General features: G+C 61.2%; 16 protein-coding genes. 3 read left to right on the forward strand and 13 right to left on the reverse strand.

What is annotated here, in order from left to right; all coding sequences use genetic code 11:
- Positions 1-172 precede the first annotated feature (172 nt).
- The 3 genes from pepN to FS804_RS04815 all read left to right on the forward strand — a co-directional run bounded on the left by pepN (position 173) and on the right by FS804_RS04815 (position 5,849).
- Positions 173-2,821 (forward strand): aminopeptidase N, encoded by a 2,649-nt coding sequence (pepN, locus tag FS804_RS04805; RefSeq protein ID WP_144575166.1) that lies wholly within the window; start codon positions 173-175, stop codon positions 2,819-2,821.
- A gap of 134 nt (positions 2,822-2,955) precedes the next feature.
- Positions 2,956-3,276 carry a carboxymuconolactone decarboxylase family protein gene (locus FS804_RS04810; protein WP_063950980.1) on the forward strand — a complete coding sequence of 107 codons (321 nt, stop codon included), beginning with the start codon at positions 2,956-2,958 and terminating at the stop codon, positions 3,274-3,276.
- 236 nt (positions 3,277-3,512) lie between these two features.
- On the forward strand, positions 3,513-5,849 hold the full coding sequence (locus tag FS804_RS04815; protein ID WP_144575169.1) for a PAS domain-containing sensor histidine kinase: 2,337 nt from the start codon (positions 3,513-3,515) through the stop codon (positions 5,847-5,849).
- A gap of 191 nt (positions 5,850-6,040) precedes the next feature.
- On the opposite strand, the gene FS804_RS04825 is transcribed toward FS804_RS04815, so the two are convergent.
- The 13 genes from FS804_RS04825 to FS804_RS04885 form a co-directional block, all read right to left on the reverse strand.
- On the reverse strand, positions 6,041-9,010 hold the full coding sequence (locus tag FS804_RS04825) for a bifunctional [glutamine synthetase] adenylyltransferase/[glutamine synthetase]-adenylyl-L-tyrosine phosphorylase (RefSeq protein WP_144575172.1): 2,970 nt from the start codon (positions 9,008-9,010) through the stop codon (positions 6,041-6,043).
- A gap of 122 nt (positions 9,011-9,132) precedes the next feature.
- Positions 9,133-10,542: a HAMP domain-containing sensor histidine kinase gene (locus tag FS804_RS04830; protein WP_144576328.1), complete on the reverse strand. Its 1,410-nt coding sequence runs from the start codon at positions 10,540-10,542 to the stop codon at positions 9,133-9,135.
- A 9-nt stretch (positions 10,543-10,551) separates the two neighbouring features.
- Positions 10,552-11,310, reverse strand: coding sequence for a response regulator transcription factor (locus FS804_RS04835; RefSeq protein ID WP_077225043.1), 759 nt, complete (start codon positions 11,308-11,310; stop codon positions 10,552-10,554).
- A gap of 312 nt (positions 11,311-11,622) precedes the next feature.
- On the reverse strand, positions 11,623-13,176 hold the full coding sequence (locus FS804_RS04840) for a Do family serine endopeptidase (RefSeq protein WP_063950974.1): 1,554 nt from the start codon (positions 13,174-13,176) through the stop codon (positions 11,623-11,625).
- A 153-nt stretch (positions 13,177-13,329) separates the two neighbouring features.
- Entirely contained in the window at positions 13,330-13,797 is a 468-nt protein-coding gene (locus FS804_RS04845) for a cytochrome c-type biogenesis protein (RefSeq protein WP_144575175.1), read from the reverse strand.
- A complete protein-coding gene (locus FS804_RS04850; RefSeq protein ID WP_144575178.1) occupies positions 13,794-15,785 on the reverse strand; it encodes a heme lyase CcmF/NrfE family subunit in 1,992 nt (663 codons plus the stop codon). Before FS804_RS04850 ends, FS804_RS04845 begins: the two co-directional genes overlap by 4 nt.
- A complete protein-coding gene (gene ccmE / locus FS804_RS04855; protein ID WP_063950971.1) occupies positions 15,782-16,291 on the reverse strand; it encodes a cytochrome c maturation protein CcmE in 510 nt (169 codons plus the stop codon). The genes FS804_RS04850 and ccmE overlap by 4 nt, the downstream gene beginning before the upstream one ends.
- Positions 16,288-17,442, reverse strand: coding sequence for a c-type cytochrome biogenesis protein CcmI (gene ccmI, locus FS804_RS04860; RefSeq protein WP_186376659.1), 1,155 nt, complete (start codon positions 17,440-17,442; stop codon positions 16,288-16,290). Before ccmI ends, ccmE begins: the two co-directional genes overlap by 4 nt.
- A gap of 184 nt (positions 17,443-17,626) precedes the next feature.
- The gene (locus FS804_RS04865) at positions 17,627-18,055 is read right to left on the reverse strand and encodes a hypothetical protein (protein ID WP_063951113.1); all 429 of its coding nucleotides are present in this window, start codon (positions 18,053-18,055) and stop codon (positions 17,627-17,629) included.
- Positions 18,056-18,159: 104 nt separating this feature from the next.
- The gene (locus FS804_RS04870) at positions 18,160-19,560 is read right to left on the reverse strand and encodes a HAMP domain-containing sensor histidine kinase (protein WP_144575184.1); all 1,401 of its coding nucleotides are present in this window, start codon (positions 19,558-19,560) and stop codon (positions 18,160-18,162) included.
- On the reverse strand, positions 19,550-20,221 hold the full coding sequence (locus FS804_RS04875; protein ID WP_003509815.1) for a response regulator transcription factor: 672 nt from the start codon (positions 20,219-20,221) through the stop codon (positions 19,550-19,552). Before FS804_RS04875 ends, FS804_RS04870 begins: the two co-directional genes overlap by 11 nt.
- 93 nt (positions 20,222-20,314) lie before the next feature.
- The gene (locus tag FS804_RS04880) at positions 20,315-20,569 is read right to left on the reverse strand and encodes a hypothetical protein (RefSeq protein WP_003497070.1); all 255 of its coding nucleotides are present in this window, start codon (positions 20,567-20,569) and stop codon (positions 20,315-20,317) included.
- A gap of 136 nt (positions 20,570-20,705) precedes the next feature.
- Complete coding sequence (locus FS804_RS04885; protein ID WP_063951112.1) at positions 20,706-20,912, reverse strand: hypothetical protein; 207 nt, start codon at positions 20,910-20,912, stop codon at positions 20,706-20,708.
- Between the last annotated feature and the right edge of the window lie 33 nt (positions 20,913-20,945).

A 20,945-nucleotide genomic window follows, 5' to 3' on the forward strand; every position in this document is an offset into this window, starting at 1 on the left:
CCCATGGTCCGGCGGCGGGAGGATCGTCTGCATGGCCGGCAAAGCCTTCCAGGGCGGGACAGAATGTCCTCCGACGCGCACATGAACGTGACGAATACTCTACCGATTTTACATCCGGGCTTTATGACGACATGATGCCGGGAAGACCACGCCAAGTTATTCAGGGATAGTCATGCGAACAGACACGGGCCAGATCGTTCACCTGGCAGATTACCGCCCCACCGATTTCGTTCTGGAGCGGGTGGATCTCACCTTCGAACTCGACCCCAAGAACACGAAGGTCGAAGCCCGTCTGATTTTCCACCGCCGCGAAGGCGCTGACCGGCAGGCGCCCCTGGTTCTCGATGGCGACGAGTTGACGCTTTCCGGCCTGCTGCTCGATCAGGTGGAGCTTCCCGCCGATCTATATGACGCCACGCCCGACAGCCTGACCATCCGCGACCTCCCGGCCGAATCCCCCTTCGAGATTTGCGTCACCAATTACATCAATCCGCAGGTCAATACGCAGCTGATGGGGCTTTACCGCACCAATGGCGTTTATTGCACGCAGTGCGAGGCGGAAGGTTTCCGCCGTATCACCTATTTCCCCGACCGTCCCGATGTGCTTGCGCCCTACACTGTGACGATCATCGCGGCGAAGGAAGGCAATCCCCTGCTGCTTTCGAACGGCAATTTCCTCGGCGGCGGCAATTACGATGAAGGCCGTCACTTCGCGGCCTGGTTCGATCCGCATCCGAAGCCCAGCTATCTTTTCGCACTCGTCGCCGGCGATCTCGGCGTGGTCGAAGACACATTCACCACCATGTCCGGCCGCGATGTGGCGCTGAAGATTTACGTCGAGCATGGCAAGGAGCCGCGCGCGGCCTATGCCATGGACGCGCTGAAGCGTTCGATGAAATGGGACGAAGACCGCTTCGGCCGCGAATATGACCTCGATATCTTCATGATCGTCGCCGTGTCGGATTTCAACATGGGCGCGATGGAAAACAAGGGTCTCAACGTCTTCAACGACAAATTCGTTCTGGCCGACCCGGAAACCGCCTCCGACGCGGATTACGCCAATATCGAGCGCATCATCGCGCATGAATATTTCCACAACTGGACGGGCAACCGCATCACCTGCCGCGACTGGTTCCAGCTTTGCCTGAAGGAGGGCCTGACGGTCTATCGCGATCAGGAATTTTCCGCCGACATGCGCTCGCGTCCGGTCAAGCGCATCGCCGATGTGCGCCACCTGAAATCCGAGCAGTTTCCGGAGGATTCCGGCCCGCTGGCGCATCCGCCGCGCCCGGATACATACCGCGAAATCAACAACTTCTACACGACGACCGTGTATGAAAAAGGTGCCGAAGTCACCCGCATGATCGCCACGATCCTCGGCGCTGACGACTTCAAGAAGGGTATGGACCTCTATTTCGAGCGTCATGACGGTGAAGCGGCCACGGTCGAGGATTTCGTCAGGAGCTTTTCTGACGCCAGCGGCCGCGATCTGTCGCAGTTTTCGCTGTGGTACACGCAAGCCGGAACGCCGCTTGTCTCGGTTTCCTCGGCGTATGACGCTGGCAAATCGACGTTCAAACTCACGCTCGAGCAAACCACCGCACCGACACCCGGCCAGCCGGTGAAGCAGCCGCGCCACATTCCGCTGTCTCTGGCGCTGATCCTCGACAATGGCCAGATCGCCGAACCGCAGGCCGTGGAAGGCGGTGAGTATCGCGATGGCGTGCTGCACCTGACGGAGCGCAACCAGACCTTCTCCTTCTCCGGTATTTCCTCGCGCCCAGTGCTGTCGATCAACCGCAGCTTCTCCGCGCCGATCAATCTGCATTTCGAGCAGAATGCGGCTGATCTGGTGCAGATCGCCCGGCATGAGACGGACATGTTCGCTCGTTTCCAGGCGCTGACCGACCTTGCCCTGCCGGCGCTCACTGCTGCCACGAAGGCCGTGCAAAAAGGCGAAGAGGTCCGCGCGGATTCGGCTCTCTCTGCGACGCTCATCGAAATCATCGGCGACGACACGCTGGAACCCGCCTTCCGGGCACAGGCGCTTGCCTTGCCAAGTGAAACCGATATTGCCCGCGAACTTGGTGGCAACACCGATCCAGACGCGATCCACAAGGCGCGCAACGAAACGATAAAAGCGATCGCGACCGCCGGACTTGAAACGCTTCGCCGACTCGCTGAGGGTGATGCCGATAATGCAGCCTACAGCCCAGACGCCGAGAGCGCGGGCCGCCGGTCGCTGCGCAACGGCGCCTTGAGCTTCCTCGCCTTCGCCGAGGCAACGCCGGAGCGGGCCGCCAAGGCCTATGCGAGCGCCGGCAACATGACCGATCTCGCCTATGCGCTGAGTGTCCTGACGCAGCGCTTCCCCGACAGCGCCGAAACGCAGGAAGCTCTTGCCGCTTTCGAGAAACGTTTTGCCGACAATGCGCTGGTGCTCGACAAGTGGTTCTCGCTGCAGGCTGCCATTCCCGGGGAAGGCGCGCTGGAACGGATCAAGACGCTGATGAAGTCGAAACATTTCATTGCGACCAATCCGAACCGGGTACGTTCGCTGGTGGGCACGCTCGCCTTCTCGAACCCGACCGGCTTCCACCGTGCCGATGGCGCAGCCTATCGGTTCCTCGCCGACCAGATCATCGCGATCGACAAGCGCAACCCGCAGCTCGCCGCCCGCATCCTCACCTCCATGCGCTCCTGGCGCTCGCTGGAGCCCGGCCGTGCAGAGCATGCGAAAGCCGCACTTTCGAGCATCGCTGCGGCAAAAGGGCTCTCGACCGATGTAAGCGACATCGTCGGGCGTATCCTGCAAGGCTGATTGCCGCGAATAGCCACTATCGCGACCTCCTCCATGACGCCGTCTTGATTTCCATCAAGGCGGCGTCCTGCGTTCAGCGACATCATCAGAGGCAGTGGGGCTGCAGTCGACCCTTTGAATGAAGAGGAAAAGAAATGACCGACATGTCCAGAACCAGCGCTTCGTTTCAGCGCTTCATGACCGATGCGCCAGCCCACAAGGCGGCCTGGTTTCAGGCAGTGCAGGCTCTGGGCGCTGCGTCGACGCTGGACGAAAAAACGCAAAGCCTGATCTACATTGGCATTCTGGCAGCGCTCCGACTGGAAAGCGGCATTGGTTTTCATGTGATGGAGGCCAAGGCCCACGGTGCGACGCGCGACGACATTGTCAGCGCCATATTGACCGGCCTTCCCGCCGCAGGAAACGGCGTCATCGCAGCACTCGGCCCTGCCCTCGATGCCTTCGATGGGATCTGACGGTGCCCAAATCCTGTCCCTCAACAGCGGATAGCAGGGTGCCGGCCCACTGATTTTCTTCGCGAAACCCGGCTTGCGAGAAACGGTATCCAATTGTCCCGAAAAAATACGGAGTCGGTTCAAGGGGTTAAAATTCTTTTAACTTTTGCCTCTGGACAGGGCGAATCGCATTTGATTCATTAGGCATATTCGAGCGGCGGCGCTTCGAATCAGTGGGGATATCTAAAGGCGGGACAATGACGAACGTGCGGCGGGCGACTGCGGGCGATGAGCGGCCGTATGCCAAATTTTCTGATCTTGCGGCCTGGGGCGAAAGGCTTTCCAGTGACCTCATCGGTTTGATGAATGGCGCCGACCGTCCGGCGCCGCAGGTCGAGACCCTGTTGAAGCGTCTCATTCCTATTCTTATCCTTGCCTTCCTCGTGGTCGTTGCGGCCTCGCGCATGCTCGGCATTGCGGCAGAATACGGCCGTATGGAAGAGGCCGCTCGCCACTCCACGGCGCTGACGGCACTCACCGCCAAGGCAGCGCTTCTCAACAAGGGCGCGGTCTTTGCCGCACAGGATCGCGCCGGTGCCGAAGCGAGCCTTGTCGCTGCCCTTCCGTCCGGCAGCCTGGCTGATGGCACGATGGTGCTGCTATCGGGCAGCAACGGCCGCATCTTCGCCGGTGCGGGCGAGGAAGCGATGCTGTATGTCGGCACCTCGCTGCCTGCCCTGCTGCCGGAGATCGCTATCGTACAGCGTTTTCCCGGTGCGCCCGGCACCATCGAGACCAATATCGATGGCCAGCAGCATTATGCGACGATGATCCCGTTTGGCGATGACGGCGCGATGGTGATCGCGGCGCGCTCGCTGCAGCCGATCCGCTCCTTCTGGCGCAGCGAAATCGCCATGAACGTGACGCTCTTTGCCGGCATTTCATCGATCCTGCTTGTCGTGCTTTATGCCTATTACATGCAGGTGAAACGCGCCCGCGACGCGGACGACATCTTTGCGGAATCCAACTTGCGGGTGGAAACGGCGCTGTCGCGCGGCCGCTGCGGCCTGTGGGATTTCGATCTTTCCAGCCGCCGCATGTTCTGGTCCGGTTCGCTTTATGAAATTTTGGGCATGCCGCCAAAGGCAGCGCCGCTCTCCTTTTCAGACGCAGCCCGCATGATGCATTCCGAAGACGGCAATCTTTATGAACTTGCCCGCGCCGTCGGCTGCGGCAACCTGCGCCAGATCGACCAGATTTTCCGCATGCGCCATTCCAAGGGTCATTATGTCTGGCTGCGGGCCCGTGCGCAGGTCATCCGCACGAATAACGGTCCGCGTGTCATCGGTATCGCCATGGACGTCACCGAACAGCACCGTCTCGCCCAGCGTTATGCAGAGGCCGACCAGCGCCTCGCAGACGCGATCGAATCCACCTCGGAAGCCTTCGTTCTATGGGACAAGAACGATCGCCTCGTGATGTGCAACACCCACTACCAGAAGGCCTATGGCCTGCCGGACAGCGTGCTTGTGGCCGGGACCGAAAAAAGCACGGTCCATGCCGCCGCCGCCCGCCCTGTCGTCGAACGCCGCGTTGCCGATGCGGACCAGTCCGGCCTGTCCCGCACAACGGAAGTGCAGCTCGCCGATAATCGCTGGCTGCAGATCAACGAACGCCGCACCCGCGACGGTGGCCTCGTCTCTGTCGGCACCGATATCACGCTTCTCAAGCGCCATCAGGAACGACTGCGCGATTCCGAGCGCCGGCTGATGGCTACCATTGGCGATCTCTCGGCCTCGCAGCACAAATTGGAGCGCCAGAAAACCGAGCTTTCCGACGCCAACGCCAACTACCTTGCCGAAAAAGAGCGCGCCCAGGCAGCAAACCGGGCGAAATCGGAGTTCCTGGCCAATATGAGCCACGAGTTGCGCACGCCGCTCAACGCCATCCTCGGTTTCTCGGAAATCTTGCTGAACGAGATGTTCGGCCCGGTCGGTTCTCCGAAATATTCTGAATATGCGCGCGATATCCATGACAGCGGCAAGCATCTGCTCAATGTCATCAACGATATTCTCGACATGTCGAAGATCGAGGCGGGCCACATGCGGATCAACCGCGAGACAATCGATCTCGCGCCGCTGATCGAGGAAACCCTGCGGCTGACGGCCATCCAGGCCGAACAGAAGAACATCACCGTGCAGCAGAAGGTCTGCGCTGGCCTCACCATGCAGGGCGACCGCCGCGCCATGAAGCAGATCATGCTCAACCTGCTTTCCAACGCCGTGAAATTTACGGGCAATGGCGGCAGCATTGCGCTGCGCACCCACGTGCATGAGGCCGCAATGATCCTCACCATCGCCGATACCGGCATCGGCATTCCCACACAGGCGCTGGAAAAGATCGGCCAGCCCTTTGAACAGGTGCAGAGCCAATATGCCAAGAGCCAGGGAGGCTCGGGGCTTGGTCTTGCGATTTCCCGTTCGCTGGTGAAGCTGCATGGCGGGACGATGAAGATACGCTCGTGTGAGGGGCGGGGTACGGTGGTGACGATCATTATTCCGCATGCGGCGGGGCGATGCGGGACGGTGCATTGAAGCTTGGTGGGTGTGGTTTACCCCCCTCTGCCCTGCCGGGCATCTCCCCCACAGGTGGGGAGATCAGCTAGAAGGATGCTCCCCGAGAAATTCACAACGTTTGAGATTATCGAGCGATTGCCGCTGGTCGATCTCCCCCCTTGTGGGGGAAATGCCCGGCAGGGCAGAGGGGGGTGTAGCACCCACCAACCCTACCCGCCATTCTTCACCGCCGCCACAAACGCCTTCCGCACCGCCTTCGACAGCCGCTTCACCTCGCCCTCGAGCGTCGCAATGTCAGGGCAATCCCCCGCCCGGCATACAAGATCGATCAATCCAGCCGGTGCTTCCTTTGGGTTGAAGGCACCATCGATACACAGCCGCACGATCTGCGAAATTTCGGTGTAGAGCGAAATCGCCGCCATGCAGTCTTCGAAGGCCTGCGGTTCCATGACGGGCGCGGCGAGCATCTGAAGCGCCTCAGCCGTGTTGCGGCCGGGTTCGTGCGCGGCAAGGCCCTTCATCGGGCCCACAAGCGTCAGATATTGGGCGATGAATTCGAGGTCGATCAACCCGCCATTGATGAGTTTGAAGTCCCAGATGTTCTCCGGCGGTTTCTCCTGCTCGATGAGGTTTCGCATCTCCAGCACATCGGCGGAAACCTTCGCCAGATCGCGCTTCCGCGATAGAATGGAGGCAATGATGCGGCGTGCATCCTCCATCAGTGTGTCTTCGCCGCAGACGAGGCGGGCGCGCGACAGCGCCATATGCTCCCAGGTCCAGGCCTCCTCACGCTGGTATTTCTCGAAGGCGGAAATGCGGGTCGCCACTGGTCCCTTGTTGCCGGAGGGGCGCAGCCGCATGTCGACCTCGTAGAGCACGCCTTCGGCCGTCGGCGCTGACAGGGCGGCAATCAGCCGCTGGGTGACGCGGGTGAAATAACGCACCACATCGAGCGGCTTTGCGCCGGTCGATTCATGGGCGGTGTCGTCATAATCGTAAAGCAGAATGAGATCGACGTCCGAACCGGCTGTCAGCTCGAAGGAGCCGAGCTTGCCCATGCCCATGACGGCAACGCGCCCGCCGGGATAAGGCCCATGCGCCGCCTCCATTTCCGAAAGCACCGCATTCAGCGCCGCCTCGATGACCAGATCGGCAAGGTGGGTGAAGGCGCGGGCGGCGACCTCGCCGCGGATCGCGCCGGTCAGCAGCCTGACGCCGATGAGAAAACGCTGTTCGGCGGCGAAAATGCGCAGCCGGTCGAGAATATCCTCGTAATGGCGGGCGTTGGAGAGGAAATTGCCCATGCGGTGGGCGAGATAATCGCGTGTCGGCACGTCGCTCATCAAAGCCGGGTCGAGCATGCCGTCGAAGACATGCGGGCGGGCTGCGATGATTTCGGCCAGACGCGGGGCCGACGACATGATCGTCACCAGCAGCGACAGGAGTGCGGGATTGTTGCCGAGCAACGAGAAGAGCTGAATGCCCGCCGGCAAGCCGGAGAGGAAGTTATCGAAGCGCAGCAGCGCCTCGTCGGCCCGCTTGCTTTCGCCGAAGGCGCGCAGCAGGTCAGGCGTCAGCTCCGTCAGCCGCTCGCGCGCCTCGACCGATTGCGTCGCCCGGTAACGGCCATTGTGCCAGGTGCGGATGACGCGGGAGATATCCTCCGGCCGCTGAAAGCCGAGCGTGGAGAGCGTTTTCAGCGTATCGGGATCATCTTTCTGGCCGGTGAAAACGAGATTGCCAGCCTCGCCAGACAGTTTCACCTCCTGCTCGAACAGTGCTGAATAACGCCGCTCCACCAGCCGCAGCACCTCTTCAAGCTTCTCCGAAAAAGCCTTGGTGTCCTCGAAACCGAGCATGAAGGCGATGCGCTTCAATTCGGCTTCGGTGTCCGGCAGCACATGGGTCTGCTCGTCGCGCACCATCTGGATGCGGTGTTCCACCTCGCGCAGGAACCAATAGGCTTCCGTCAGGCTGTCGCGGGTTTCGGCGTCGATCCATTTTGCCTCGGTCAGTGCCGCCAGCGCCTCTTCGGTCGCGCGTACGCGTAGCGGCGGCATGCGGCCGCCGGCGATCAGCTGCTGGGTCTGGGCGAAGAACTCGATCTCACGGATGCCGCCGCGCCCGAGCTTGACATTATGGCCCTTCACCGCAATCGCGCCATGGCCCTTATGGGCGTGGATCTGGCGCTTGATGGAGTGGATATCGGCAATTGCCGCATAATCGAGATATTTGCGGAAGATGAAGGGAGTCAACTCGCGCAGGAAATTTTCGCCCGCCTTGATATCGCCTGCCACCGGCCGTGCCTTGATATAGGCGGCCCGTTCCCAGTTCTGGCCCCTGCCCTCGTAATAAAGCAGCGCCGCCTCCACGGGAATGGCGAGCGGCGTCGAGCCAGGGTCTGGCCGCAGCCTGAGATCGGTGCGGAAGACATAACCATCGGCGGTGCGTTCCTGCATGATGCGCACGAGCCGGCGCATCATGCGGCCGAAATTCTCCGTGGCATCATAGGGATCGTCCATGATGCCGGCCGAAGGCTCGAAGAACACGACGGCATCGATATCAGAGGAATAGTTGAGTTCCCGCGCGCCGAGCTTGCCCATGCCGAGCACGATCAGCCCGGAACCCTCGCTGGGCGCTGCGACATTTTTCAGCTTGAGCTTGCCGCTCTCATGAGCCGACAGCAGCAGGTGGTCGATGGTCGCCGAGAGCGAGGCATCCGCCATGTCGCTCAGCCAGCGTGTCGTATCGCGGGCGGTGAAGATGCGGGCGAGATCGGCAAGGGCGGCGATAAAAGACAGGCGCCTCTTGGCGATCCGTAACCGCGACATCACCTCGGCTTCGCTCGGTGTGCCACCGTCTTCCCGCGGCTTCCAGCAGTCGCGCGCCTCGCGAACCAGATCGGTCAGCAGCGGCTCAAGCGGTTTCGACGTTGCCAGCGACAGCAGGCCTTCATCCGCCGCTGCCATGTCGCGCAAGTAGGGAGAAAGAGTAAATGCATTGGCAATGAAGTCCTTCAACGGGCCTTCTTCGGCCATCAGCGCGGCGACCGCCGGCTCTGCCTTGCCGATATCCTTTAGCGTCGAAAGAACGGATTTCAGTTCCGTCTGCGTATAGGGGCGGATCGCGCCCGGCAGAACCTCGCTCAGACTTCTGGCAATGCTTTCGTCTTTTGTCACGCAAGTCTCCCATCCCGCATTCTGGCAGCGATCCGTGCCCGAACCCGCCATCATGCAGACGGTTGTAACAAATGATGCACGGATTGCGACCAGAAAAACATGCCCGAAGTCAGGGCGTGTTTTTAGCCTGTCGTAACGGGAAATTTCATGGAGACAGTAAGCCCAGGACAGGCCGTGTTGGTGGCATCCGTGTCCGAGAGCAGCAATGATCCGCCGTGCAGCTCCATCACGGCTTCCACCAGCGAGAGGCCAAGCCCGGTGCCCGGCTTGGAGCGGCTTTCATCCAGCCTGACGAACCGTTTCAGCACTTCGCCGCGCTTGTCGGCGGGGATGCCGGGACCGTTATCGGCAACGGAAAGCACGATCGCCTCCGGCTCTCTTGCCAGACGAACGACGAGTTTTTTGTCGCCCTCGGCCTCGCAGGCATATTTCATGGCGTTGTCGATGAGGTTGGAGAGCGCCTGGCCGATCAGCTCACGATTTCCTTTTACGGAGAGCCCGTGCTCGATCTGGGTTTCCAATACGAGACCGGCATCCTCGGCAACAGGCTCATAAAGTTCGGCGCTGTCGGCGGCAATCGCTGACACGTCGACATCGGTCATTTCGGCGGCAATCGAACCGGCCTCGACGCGGGAGATCATCAACAGCGCGTTGAAGGTGCGGATGAGCTGGTCTGATTCAGCGATAATGCCTTCCAGCGCGGCCCGCCGCTTGGTCTCGTCGGCGTCATCCAGGGCTGCCGCCGCCTTGTTGCGCAGTCGGGTCAGCGGGGTCTTCAGGTCATGGGCGATGTTGTCGGAGACCTGTCGCAGGCCCTCATTCAGCTTTTCGATGCGGCCGAGCATGGCGTTGAGCGAGCCAGACAGCCGGTCGAATTCATCGCCCGAGCGGCCTTCCGGCAGGCGCTGGGATAGATCACCCGCCATGATCTTCTTCGTCGCCGCCGACATGCGGTCGATACGCTTCAAGGCATTGCGGCCAATGCCGAACCAGATGAGCAAAGCACCGCCACTCATGATCGCAAGAGCCACCATCAGGGCGTTGCGCACCAGCGCCCGGAACTTCGTCGGTTCACCCAGATCGCGGCCGATCAGGATACGCAGGCCGTTATCAAGCACGAAGACATTTGCGGTGGCGAGGTGCTGCACGCTGTCGCCGCTTTCGGAATAGCGCTCGTAGCGGAAGGGGAAACCCGTCCAGCCCTCCTTGTCGAAAACGCCCGGCTGCACGGACGCGACGTTGCCAGCGAGGATTTCGCCGTTCGGCCCGGCGATGATATAAAGGCTCGCCCCCGGCTGGCGGGCGCGGCGCTCCATCATCCGCAGCAGCGGATTGATGCCGCCACGATTATAGACGCGCTGGACATCGGAGACTTCCTGCAGCACGGCATCCCGCGTCTGCTGGTTCAACAGGCGTTCGGAAAGCGCTGTGACGTAAAAGACCAGAAATGCGGCACAGAGCGCGAAAAGCAGGATATAGAGCGCCGAAAGGCGCACTGCCGTCGATCTGAACAAAATTCTGAGGCGGGCCATTTTCGCCAATCAGCCCTCGTCCTTCATCATGTAACCCGCACCGCGAATTGTCTTCAGCAGCGGCTTCTCGAAATCTTTTTCGATCTTCGAGCGCAGACGCGAGACATGCACGTCGATGACGTTGGTCTGCGGGTCGAAATGGTAATCCCAGACGTTTTCCAGAAGCATGGTGCGGGTCACGACCTGCCCGGCATTCTTCATCAGATATTCGAGCAGGCGGAACTCGCGCGGCTGCAACAGGATTTCCTTGCCGCCACGCCGCACATCGTGGGACAGTCGGTCAAGCTCAAGATCGCCAACGCGATAAATCATGTCCTGCTCAGGCTTGCCCTTGCGGCGGCCAAGCACCTCGATGCGGGCGAGCAGTTCGGAAAAGGCATAGGGTTTTGGCAGATAATCGTCGCCGCCGGCACGCAGGCCGGTCACGCGGTCATCGACCTGACCCAGCGCCGACAGGATCAGCACCGGCGTCTCGATGCCGCGGCGGCGCAGCTCGCTGATGACGGAAAGTCCGTCGCGGCGCGGCAACATGCGGTCGATTACCATCACGTCATAGGCATTCTCGCAGCCCATGAAAAGGCCGCTCTCACCGTCGCTGGCATGATCGGCAACGATCCCGACTTCGCGGAACGCCTTGGTCATATAGGCCGCAGCCTCGAGGTCGTCTTCAATGACAAGAATCTTCATGTGCGGGACAATAGCGCCCTCGCCCATTTCCGTACAACCGGAAACAGATGCGGGAGTAACTTCCTGAACTTTGTTTTCCATGAGGTTTCCTCCGAAGACCTGGTTTCTGGCACCATTGCGCTTCAAGACGGGCAATCGTCTATGGATTGGGCGGGTGCGGCTGGGTTTCTTCTCCCCGCCGGGGAGAAGGTGGCCCGAAGGGTCGGATGAGGGGGTAACGTTGCCGAATATCTCTACCCTTGCCCCCTCATCCCGCTACCGCGGACTTCTCCCCGGCGGGGAGAAGAAACAAGCTGTGCGCATTCGCTCCACATTCCTTGTCTCGTTCCTATAGCGAGACATGATCCGTAGCGACGCCGGCTCCCGAAAGAACCGGCATCGAGTTTCAGCCTATCAACCCTGGTCGATGTCCAGAGCGATGAAGCGGCTGCCGTCATCTGTCTGGATCTGGAACAGCGCCTTGGAACGTCCGTCCTTCTTGGCCTGCTCGAGGATTTTCTCGATATCGGCGGCGGAGGTTACCTGCTGGTTGTTGATCGAGGTGATCTTCTCACCCGTCTTCAGACCACGGGCAGCGGCATCGCTGTCGGGATCGACATCGGTGATGGCAAGGCCATTTCCATCTTCAGCGGGTGCGACCGTCAGGCCGAGGCTCGAGAGAACCTTATCGCTGGAGGACTGGCCGCCCTTGTCGTCACCCTGGCTCGGTGCAGACTTGGAGGCTTCATCGCTGGCCAGATCACCGAGCGTAACGTTGACGGACTGCGACTTGCCATTGCGCCACAGCGAAATCTCGACCTTGCTGTTCGGCGCCATGGCACCGATGCGGCGCGAGAGGTCACGGGCGTCCTTGATCGTCTCACCATTGACGGCGGTGATGATGTCGCCCTGCTTGATACCGGCCTTGTCGCCCGGAGAGCCGGACTGCGGCGAAACGACGAGCGCTCCCTTGGCTTCGGAAAGGCCAAGCGATTCGGCAATGTCCTTGCTCACAGGCTGGATCTGCACGCCGAGCCAACCACGCTCGACCTTGCCGTCCTTCTGCAGGTCGGCGATCACTTCCTTGGCGACGGACGATGGAATGGCGAAGGCAATGCCGACGCTGCCACCCGACGGCGAGAAGATCGCCGTGTTGATGCCGACAACCTCACCATTGAGATTGAAGGCCGGGCCACCCGAGTTACCGCGGTTCACGGCAGCGTCGATCTGCAGGTAGTCGTCATAGGGGCCGGAGCCGATATCGCGGCCACGGGCCGAAATGATGCCCGAGGTGACCGTGCCGCCGAGACCGAACGGGTTGCCGACGGCGACGACCCAGTCGCCGACGCGGATCTTGCTGTCATCGGCAAACTTCACATAGGTGAACTTGCGGTTCACATCGACCTTCAGCAGCGCCAGATCGGTGCGCGGGTCGCGGCCGACCAGCTTGGCATCGAGTTCGGTGCCGTCATTCATGACGATGGTGTAAGCCGAGCCATCATCCACGACGTGGTTGTTGGTGACGACGTAACCGTCTTCGGAGATGAAGAAGCCGGAGCCCTGAGCGACGGGGCGCAGCGGGCCCTTGCCGTCACGGTGGCGGTTCGGACCACGGTCCGAGCGATCCTGGTTCGGGCCGCCGAATTCCTTGAAGAAGCGCTTCAGCGGATGGTCGTCCGGCAGCTGGTCGAGGCCACGGCCGCCGAAGTTGAAGGAGAAGTTGCTGGAGTCATCGGAAGCAGGCTGCACGTTCGACTGCACGCGAACCGATACGACGGCGGGCGATACGGCATCGACCACATTGGCAAAGCTTGGAACCTGCGGCGCCGTGACTTCGACAGGGGCGGCGAAGGAATGCAGGATAGGCGCGGCAAGACCGGTCGAGAGCATCAGCGCAGCAAGACCGCCAACGGTCGTGGCCTTCAGGGCCGTCTTCAGCGAGGAATGGCCGTTTTGCGAATGAGACATGGTGTACCTTCTTTCTTCATTCAGACTGGAACCCGTATGACCGGGGAAGCGGTGGATGATGAAGATATAGGAGGCGGCACCTTACAGCGAAGTGTCTGAGGAATGAAAAATCTGTAATGTTGAAAAAGAACCGATCTGAAAAAAGAAAAACGGTTATTTTTCAAGGAGATCTCTGATTTTCGCCTCTTCGTCAGCGCTGAGTTTTTTCGGTTGCTCCAGCGTGACCCGGCGGCGGGAAAAGATGAAGACCGCAAGAACGCCCGCAAGTGTGAGGCCGATCGGCGCGCCCCACAGGAGGATCGTGCGCAGGCTGAGGCGCGGCTTCAGAAGCACGAACTCGCCGTAGCGCGACACAACGTAATCGATGACCGCCTCGTCGCTGTCACCTTCGACGATCCGCTCGCGCACCAGCACCCGCAAGTCTCTGGCAAGCTCCGCATTGCTGTCGTCGATGGACTGGTTCTGGCAGACCATGCAGCGCAGCTGGGAGGTAAGATGACGGGCGCGCTGTTCGAGAACCGGATCCTTCAGGACCTCGTCGGGGTTGAAGGCGCTGGCGGGCGAAACGGCCGCGAACAGGACGGTCAGAAGAAAAGTCAGCCTGACGACGAGCCTGCTCATTCCGCCGCTCCCGGCATCGCCGCCGGCACTGGCTTTGCCTTGCGGGTCGGCGCGCCAACCCTCAAGCGCCGGTCGGAGAGCGAGATGACGCCGCCCGCCATCATGAAAAGCGTGCCGCCCCAGATGCAGAGAATGAAGGGCTTCCACCAGATACGCACCACCATGCCGCCATCCGCCATGGGGTCGCCCAGCGACACATAGAGCTGGCTGAGGCCGAAGGTCAGAATGCCTGCCTCCGTCGTCGGCATGCGCCGCGCGGTATAGAGTCGCTTCGAGGACCAGACATCGGCCACCTCGACACCCGCCCTGCGCACGGTGAAATGGCCGCGATCTTCGGTAAAGTTCGGGCCGACGGCGTGGCGGATGCCGTCGAAGGTCAGGCTGTAGCCGCCCGCTTCCGCCACCATGCCCTGTTTCATCTCCAGCACCGTTTCGGTCTCATAGGTGGTGACGATGACGATGCCGAGCACCGTGATGCCGAGACCCATATGCGCCAGCGCCGTGCCGAAGGCCGACCGTGGCAGGCCTTTCAGGCGGCGAAACGCGATCCCGAAAGCGAGTTTTCCGAAATTGGCGCGATACCACAGATCGGCAAGCGCGCCGAGAATCAGCCAGAAACCGGCGGCGATACCGAGGGCTGCAAGCACCGGACCGCCATTTTCGATATACCACAGCGTCAGCCCGGCCAGAGCCGCAATAGCAGCGGCCACATAAAGCCGCTGGAAAGCGCCGAGAAGATCGCCGCGCTTCCAGGCCAGCATCGGGCCGAATGGCGTCACGATCAGGATCGGGATCATCAGCAAGCCGAAGGTCAGGTTAAAGAAAGGCGCACCGACCGAGATTTTTTCGCCCGTCAGGGTTTCGAGGATGAGTGGATAAAGGGTGCCGATCAGCACAGTCGCGGTCGAAACCGTCAGGATAAGGTTGTTGAGGACAAGTGCACCTTCACGCGAGATCGGCGCGAAGAGGCCGCCGGCCTTCAGCGTCGGCGCCCGCCAGGCAAAAAGCGCGAACGCGCCGCCGATGAAAACGGTGAGGATGCCGAGAATGAAAATGCCGCGGCTCGGATCGGTGGCGAAAGCATGGACCGAGGTCAGCACGCCGGATCGCACGAGGAAGGTGCCGAGCAGCGACAGCGAAAAGGTCATGATCGCCAGAAGCACGGTCCAGATCTTCAGCGCCTCTCGCTTTTCCATGACGAGCGCCGAATGCAAGAGCGCCGTGCCGGCAAGCCACGGCATGAAGGAGGCGTTTTCTACCGGATCCCAGAACCACCAGCCACCCCAGCCGAGCTCATAATAAGCCCAGTAGGAGCCCATGGAGATACCGGCCGTCAGGAAGGTCCAGGCAGCAAGCGTCCAAGGCCGCACCCAGCGAGCCCAGGCCGCATCGATGCGCCCTTCCAGAAGGGCGGCAACTGCAAAGGAGAAACAGACGGAAAAGCCGACATAACCGAGATAAAGCAATGGCGGATGGATGGCGAGACCGAAATCCTGCAGGATCGGGTTCAGGTCCTGCCCCTCGGCCGGCACCCGGGCCAGCCGCAGGAAGGGGTTGGAGGTGAGCAGGATGAACAACAGGAAGGCGACGGAAATCCAGGCCTGCACCGCAAGTACATTGGCTTTGAGCGTTTCCGGCAGGTTGCGGCCGAAGGTGGCGACGAGCGCGCTGAAAAACACGAGGATGAGCAGCCACAGCAGCATCGATCCTTCATGGTTGCCCCACACGCCGGTCAACTTGTAGAGCATCGGCATCAGAGAATGCGAATTTTCCCAGACATTGCGCACGGAAAAATCCGAGACCGCATAAGCTCGCGTTAGCGCTGCAAAAGACAGACCGACCAAAAGGAACATCAGGAGGGAGCCGATGGACGCAACGTCCATCAAGGCACGATCATTGCGGCGCGCCCCAATGACGGGCAGGATCGAGACGATCATCCCGACGCCAAGCGCCAGAACAAGGACGTAATGGCCGATCTCGTTGATCATCGGGTCGCTCCGGTCTTGTCGGCGGAAGAGGCTGCGCCTGAGACCGCGTCGGCGGGCTGCTTTCCGCCCTCCTCTTGCTGCCAGAGGCCCTTGTCCTTCAGCCTGTCCGCCACTTCCTTTGGCATGTAATTCTCGTCGTGCTTGGCCAGAACGCTGTCGGCTACAAAACCGTGCGTGGTGGCATCGAACATGCCCTCCGTCACCACGCCCTGCCCCTCACGGAAGAGATCCGGCAGGATGCCGGTATAGCTCACCGGCACGGTCGCCTCGCCATCGGTGACGGTGAAACTGACCGTGCGTCCCTCGCCGCGCTTGATGGAGCCTTCGGCCACCAGACCGCCAAGACGAATACGCGTGCCGGGATTGACTGGCGTCTTTTCCAGATCGGCAGGCATGTAGAAATAGGCGATGGACTGCCCGAAAGCGAACATGACCAGCAGAACGGCCGCCACGATGAAACTCATGCCGCCGCCGATGATCGCCAGCCGTTTCTGTTTGCGGGTCATTGCGTCACTCCCTGCGGCGCGGCATCCTGTTGTCCGGTGGGGCGGATCGGTCCGGCGGAAACACCGAGTTGCTTTGCCAGCGCCAGAAGCTGCCTGCCCTCTTCGCCCTCCGGTGGGAAAGCCTGCAGGCCGTCCCGCAAGGCTTCACCAGCCTTGGCTTGGTTCTTCAGCACGGAATAAGCGCGCATGAGCCGCATCCACCCTTCAACATCATCAGGGTTCTCCTTCAGCTTGGCATCGAGGCTCGCAACCATGCCCTCGATCATCGCCTGGCGGTCGGCTGGCGCCATGTCATTAGCAGCAGCCACATCGGCGGCAGTTGGCCCTGTCCCGGCTTTTCCGCCAGTACGGGCGATATGTTCCTGCACCAATGGCAGCCACGGAGCACCGGCGGGTGCAGCGGCGGCAAGTTCCCTAAAGGCCGACTGAGCCTCCTCAGACTTGCCCGATTGTTCTAGCGCCAGCGCCAGATAAAAACGGGTGCGCGGATTACCGGGGCTCAGCCGGTCGGCCTCTGCAAAGGCGTCCCTTGCAGCGTCAGTGACGACACCGTCATTGCCCGCCACCAGCGTTTCGCCAAGGCCCGTCAATCGCTCGGCACTTGGTCCGGCAATACGCAACGCATTGCGATAAGCAAGCTCGGCGTCGCCAAGGCGCTGCATCTTGAAATAGATCGGCGCCAGAACGTCCCATCCGGCGGCATCCTCGGGGTTCTGCGCCAGATGCCGTTCCGCGCGGGCAACCAGAAGGTTCATGTCGTTGCCGGGGTTTGCGAGACGTGCCTCGAGCGGCATGTCCGGCGTCTCCGGACTGCCGTTCCAGATGTAAAGACAGAGACCGAGTGCCGGCAGGAGGGCGGTGATGAAGCCTGCGGCGAGATTGTATCGACGCGGCCGGTCCTCTTTTGCCGGCCTCTCCTCGGCTTCGGCGGCGGCCAACAGGCGACGGCCGATTTCGGCGCGGGCGTATTCGGCCTCGGTTTCGCCGATCAGGCCCGCCTTGCGTTCGCGATCGAGTTCGGCCAGCTGGTCGCGATAAACGGCAACCTCACCGTCGCGGCGCGTCTGCGACACTTCGGTTTTCCGCATCAGCGGATACATCAGGACGAGGGCAACAGCCGCCGTCAATATCGCAACGACAATCCAGAACATTAGGCTCAATTACTCGAATGCGCGTGACATGGAAACATGAAGCGCGAGGATGACGCGAATTTGAGACATCACGCCGCACCGCAGATGCTGTTTCGGCTGTCGCGCCGCGCCCTTTTTCTCACCGTCGAAGGCCCGCGACCTTGATTTACGTCAAACTTGACGACACGCTTCGGCTGGAAATGCTCTAGGTGAGAGGCGACCAGCTTCCGTCGGCATTGCGGCAGGCAGCGCCGCGCGCCTTGATTTCGCGTCCATCGACCGTCAAGGTGTGGGAATATTGGCGGCAGTTCTGGTTGCCGACCTGATAGGGCGCATTGGCAACCACCTGTCCTTTGACGTCATCGCCAGACCATGAGACCGGCGTGCCGACCGGTGCGGTTTCCAGCGCCTTATACTCCGCTTCAAGCGCTTTCGTCTGGTCGCCACGGTCAAGCTCAACGCCGCTTCGTCCGACGATGCCGCCCTGCAGATTGGCAAGAATGGGGGTTGACGGTTGCGCTGACCGACCGAACAGGCCACCGCCGGATGGGCGGGTGCCGGTGGTGGTGCAGGCGCTCAGCATCGAGACACACAGGATGGAGAGAAGTGCCGGGCGTGAGACCAGTGAACGCATCGTCACGGAACGGCAGCCATCGTAAACGTCAACCAAACCCTGTCCTCTTTCTACTGCATCGCACCCAATATATCGGCATTGAATCTCTTGCCTTTTTTCGCGGCTCACGCAAGCTCTTTCGAAAGCCCGGGCAAAATCAGGTCGGCCTTCAGGCCGCCGATGTTGCTCCGCGACAGCGAGAAGCGGCCATGGTACTCTGACACCACCTCGGAAACGATCGACAATCCGAGACCAGTTCCCGGCCGGCTCTCGTCAAGGCGGCGGCCGCGCTTCATGGCCTCGCTGATCTGCTCCGGCTCCAGCCCTGGCCCATCGTCTTCCACCGTCAGTTCCACCCAGGCGCGACGGGCGATTTCGGCATCGGAAGACGGGTGTGTCCCGGCGCCAAGCGTGATCACCACCCGCGTCTGCGCAAAGCGCGCGGCATTCTCCAGAAGATTGCCGACGACCTCCTCCAGATCCTGCTGCTCCATGCCGAGCACCGCACCGGCCTGGTCTATGTTCAAAATGAACTGCTTGTCCGGGTTGAGGCGGCGCATCACCCGCACCAGTCTCTCCAGCGCCGGTTCGGCCTCCACGCGGGCAAGAATGGAGCCGCGCTGGGCGGCAATGCGGGCACGCGAGAGGTAGGATTGCACCTGGGCCTGCATGGCATCCGCCTGAGCGCGCACGAGATCGCCATGCTGCGGATCGAGCGTGCGGGCTTCGTTCAGGAGAACGGCAATCGGCGTCTTCAGCGAATGGGCGAGATTGCCGACCTGCATGCGCGCGCGCTCCACGAGCCTTCGATTGCTGTCGATCAGCGCATTGACCTCATTGGCAAGCGGCTGGATTTCACGCGGGAACTCGCCCTCGAGGCTTTCCGCCTCACCGCCCCGGATCTTGCCAAGCGCGACGCGGGCCTGATCGAGCGGCCGCAGACTGTAGAGAATGGCAAGGCCATTCACGACGAGGCTGCCGACACCAAAGACGGCCAGCGCCAGATAAAGGCTGTTGGAAAAGTCGCGAACATCGTCTTCCACGACATTAAAATTGCCCGAGACGCGGAACCGCGCGGCACGGCCCTCGCCGTCCAGAACGACCTCGGTTTCCCCCACCCGCACCTGATTACCGGCTTCATCGGTCACGGTATAAAAGCGCTCGTACCTGTTGTCGAAGGGTGCATCGAGAATGCTCGGCACCGGCAGGGTGGAAACGCCGAGCGACGAAGACACCAGCGGTGCGGTCTGGAAATTGCCAAGCGGCTCCACGACCCAGTACCAGCCCGTATCAGGCTGCGAAAAACGAAGATCGCCAAGCTGCGGGCTGCCGGCGAGCGTGTTCTCGTTGGAGATCGTGACGGAATTGATGACATTGTAGAGCTGCGCCCGCAGCAGATCGGTAAAGCTGCGCTCCACCCCCTGCCGATATAGCGTCGAGATCACGACGGCGATCACCACCAGCGCCAGCACCGACCAAAGCGAGGCGAGCAGCAGAACGCGGGCGGTGAGAGAATTACTTCGCATCTGCCGGCGCTTGCATCCGGTAACCGAGACCACGGATCGTCTCGATCAGATCAACCCCAAGCTTCTTGCGCAGACGTCCGACAAACACCTCGATCGTATTGGAATCGCGGTCGAAATCCTGATCGTACATATGCTCCACCAGCTCCGTGCGCGAGACGACCTCGCCCATGTGATGCATGAGATAGGACAGCAGACGGAACTCGTGCGAGGTGAGCTTCAGCGTCGTGCCGTTGACGGTCGCCTTGGAGGATTTGGTGTCGAGCCGCACCGGGCCGCAGACCAGCTCCGAGGAGGCATGGCCGGCAGCGCGACGGATGAGCGCACGCACGCGGGCCAGCACTTCTTCGACATGGAACGGTTTGGTCACATAGTCATCGGCGCCGGCGTCGATGCCCGCCACCTTGTCGCTCCAGCGATCGCGGGCAGTCAGGATGAGCACCGGCATGGCTTTGCCGGCCGCCCGCCATTTTTCAACGACGGTAATGCCATCCAGCTGCGGCAGGCCGATATCGAGAACGATGGCGTCATAGGGTTCGGTATCGCCCAGATAATGACCTTCCTCGCCGTCGAATGCCTGATCGACCACGTAACCGGCCTCTTTCAAGGCATCGGTCAGTTGACGATTGAGATTGGCATCGTCCTCAACAACGAGAATGCGCATTATCCGCCCTTTCCTTCCGTCCCGGCCTGGATGTGCGGCCGGTCATGCTGCGTGTGTTCGCTTGTTCTCCGATATTTCGGCGATGCGGGCAAGCTACATCGGCACGCGCATCGTCACCTTGCGCGGGCGCTCTCCGTTGCCCTGCACAAGAACGGTGACGACACAGGACTGACCATCGCCGGAAGGATAGACAGAAAGAAGCTGACCGCCGGTTTCGCGCACGACGCGGGCAACGGCTGCGCCACAGTCGCTGGCTGCGAGAATGTAATGGCCCTGCAGATCAGCCTCGGGCGCCGTGAAACCGGAAAGCCCGGCTGCAAGCGTCGCGATGATGAGAGGTGATGCCATTCTACAAACTTCCAAAAACCGGGTGCGTCTCGAACCTTATTGTGAGCGAATATGTAGCGCAAAGCGTCTGAATGGCAAATGAATGCCGCCCCCGCCGCCAAGGCAGGTGGTGGAGACGGCGTTTCGGATGACAACGTCAGCGGATGGTTCTGGTTGCCGAAAGCCGGCCGTAAAGGGCGATCAGCCCGCCAATTCCGCCCGCGACCGTCACCAGTCCGTCGGCAAGCTCGCCTTCCAGCCCCGCTGGCAGATGCAGTCCGGCGATGCCGAAGAGCGGTGCGAAAACCGCGACCAGCGCGCCCCAGATGGTGCGGGATTGATACCATGCTTTGGTACTGTCCATAATCTTGTCCTTTTCGTTGTTTTTCAGGCACAT

This window comes from Agrobacterium sp. DE0009 (genome assembly GCF_007680755.1).
Classification (GTDB): Bacteria; Pseudomonadota; Alphaproteobacteria; order Rhizobiales; family Rhizobiaceae; genus Agrobacterium; species Agrobacterium tumefaciens_B.

Coding starts and splice junctions, on each gene's coding strand:
- pepN (WP_144575166.1), top strand. CDS start 173: ATGCGAACAGACACGGGCCAGATCGTTCACCTGGCAGATTACCGCCCC.
- FS804_RS04810 (WP_063950980.1), top strand. CDS start 2,956: ATGACCGACATGTCCAGAACCAGCGCTTCGTTTCAGCGCTTCATGACC.
- FS804_RS04815 (WP_144575169.1), top strand. CDS start 3,513: ATGACGAACGTGCGGCGGGCGACTGCGGGCGATGAGCGGCCGTATGCC.
- FS804_RS04830 (WP_144576328.1), bottom strand. CDS start 10,542: ATGGCCCGCCTCAGAATTTTGTTCAGATCGACGGCAGTGCGCCTTTCG.
- FS804_RS04835 (WP_077225043.1), bottom strand. CDS start 11,310: ATGGAAAACAAAGTTCAGGAAGTTACTCCCGCATCTGTTTCCGGTTGT.
- FS804_RS04840 (WP_063950974.1), bottom strand. CDS start 13,176: ATGTCTCATTCGCAAAACGGCCATTCCTCGCTGAAGACGGCCCTGAAG.
- FS804_RS04845 (WP_144575175.1), bottom strand. CDS start 13,797: ATGAGCAGGCTCGTCGTCAGGCTGACTTTTCTTCTGACCGTCCTGTTC.
- FS804_RS04850 (WP_144575178.1), bottom strand. CDS start 15,785: ATGATCAACGAGATCGGCCATTACGTCCTTGTTCTGGCGCTTGGCGTC.
- ccmE (WP_063950971.1), bottom strand. CDS start 16,291: ATGACCCGCAAACAGAAACGGCTGGCGATCATCGGCGGCGGCATGAGT.
- ccmI (WP_186376659.1), bottom strand. CDS start 17,442: ATGTTCTGGATTGTCGTTGCGATATTGACGGCGGCTGTTGCCCTCGTC.
- FS804_RS04865 (WP_063951113.1), bottom strand. CDS start 18,055: ATGCGTTCACTGGTCTCACGCCCGGCACTTCTCTCCATCCTGTGTGTC.
- FS804_RS04870 (WP_144575184.1), bottom strand. CDS start 19,560: ATGCGAAGTAATTCTCTCACCGCCCGCGTTCTGCTGCTCGCCTCGCTT.
- FS804_RS04875 (WP_003509815.1), bottom strand. CDS start 20,221: ATGCGCATTCTCGTTGTTGAGGACGATGCCAATCTCAATCGTCAACTG.
- FS804_RS04880 (WP_003497070.1), bottom strand. CDS start 20,569: ATGGCATCACCTCTCATCATCGCGACGCTTGCAGCCGGGCTTTCCGGT.
- FS804_RS04885 (WP_063951112.1), bottom strand. CDS start 20,912: ATGGACAGTACCAAAGCATGGTATCAATCCCGCACCATCTGGGGCGCG.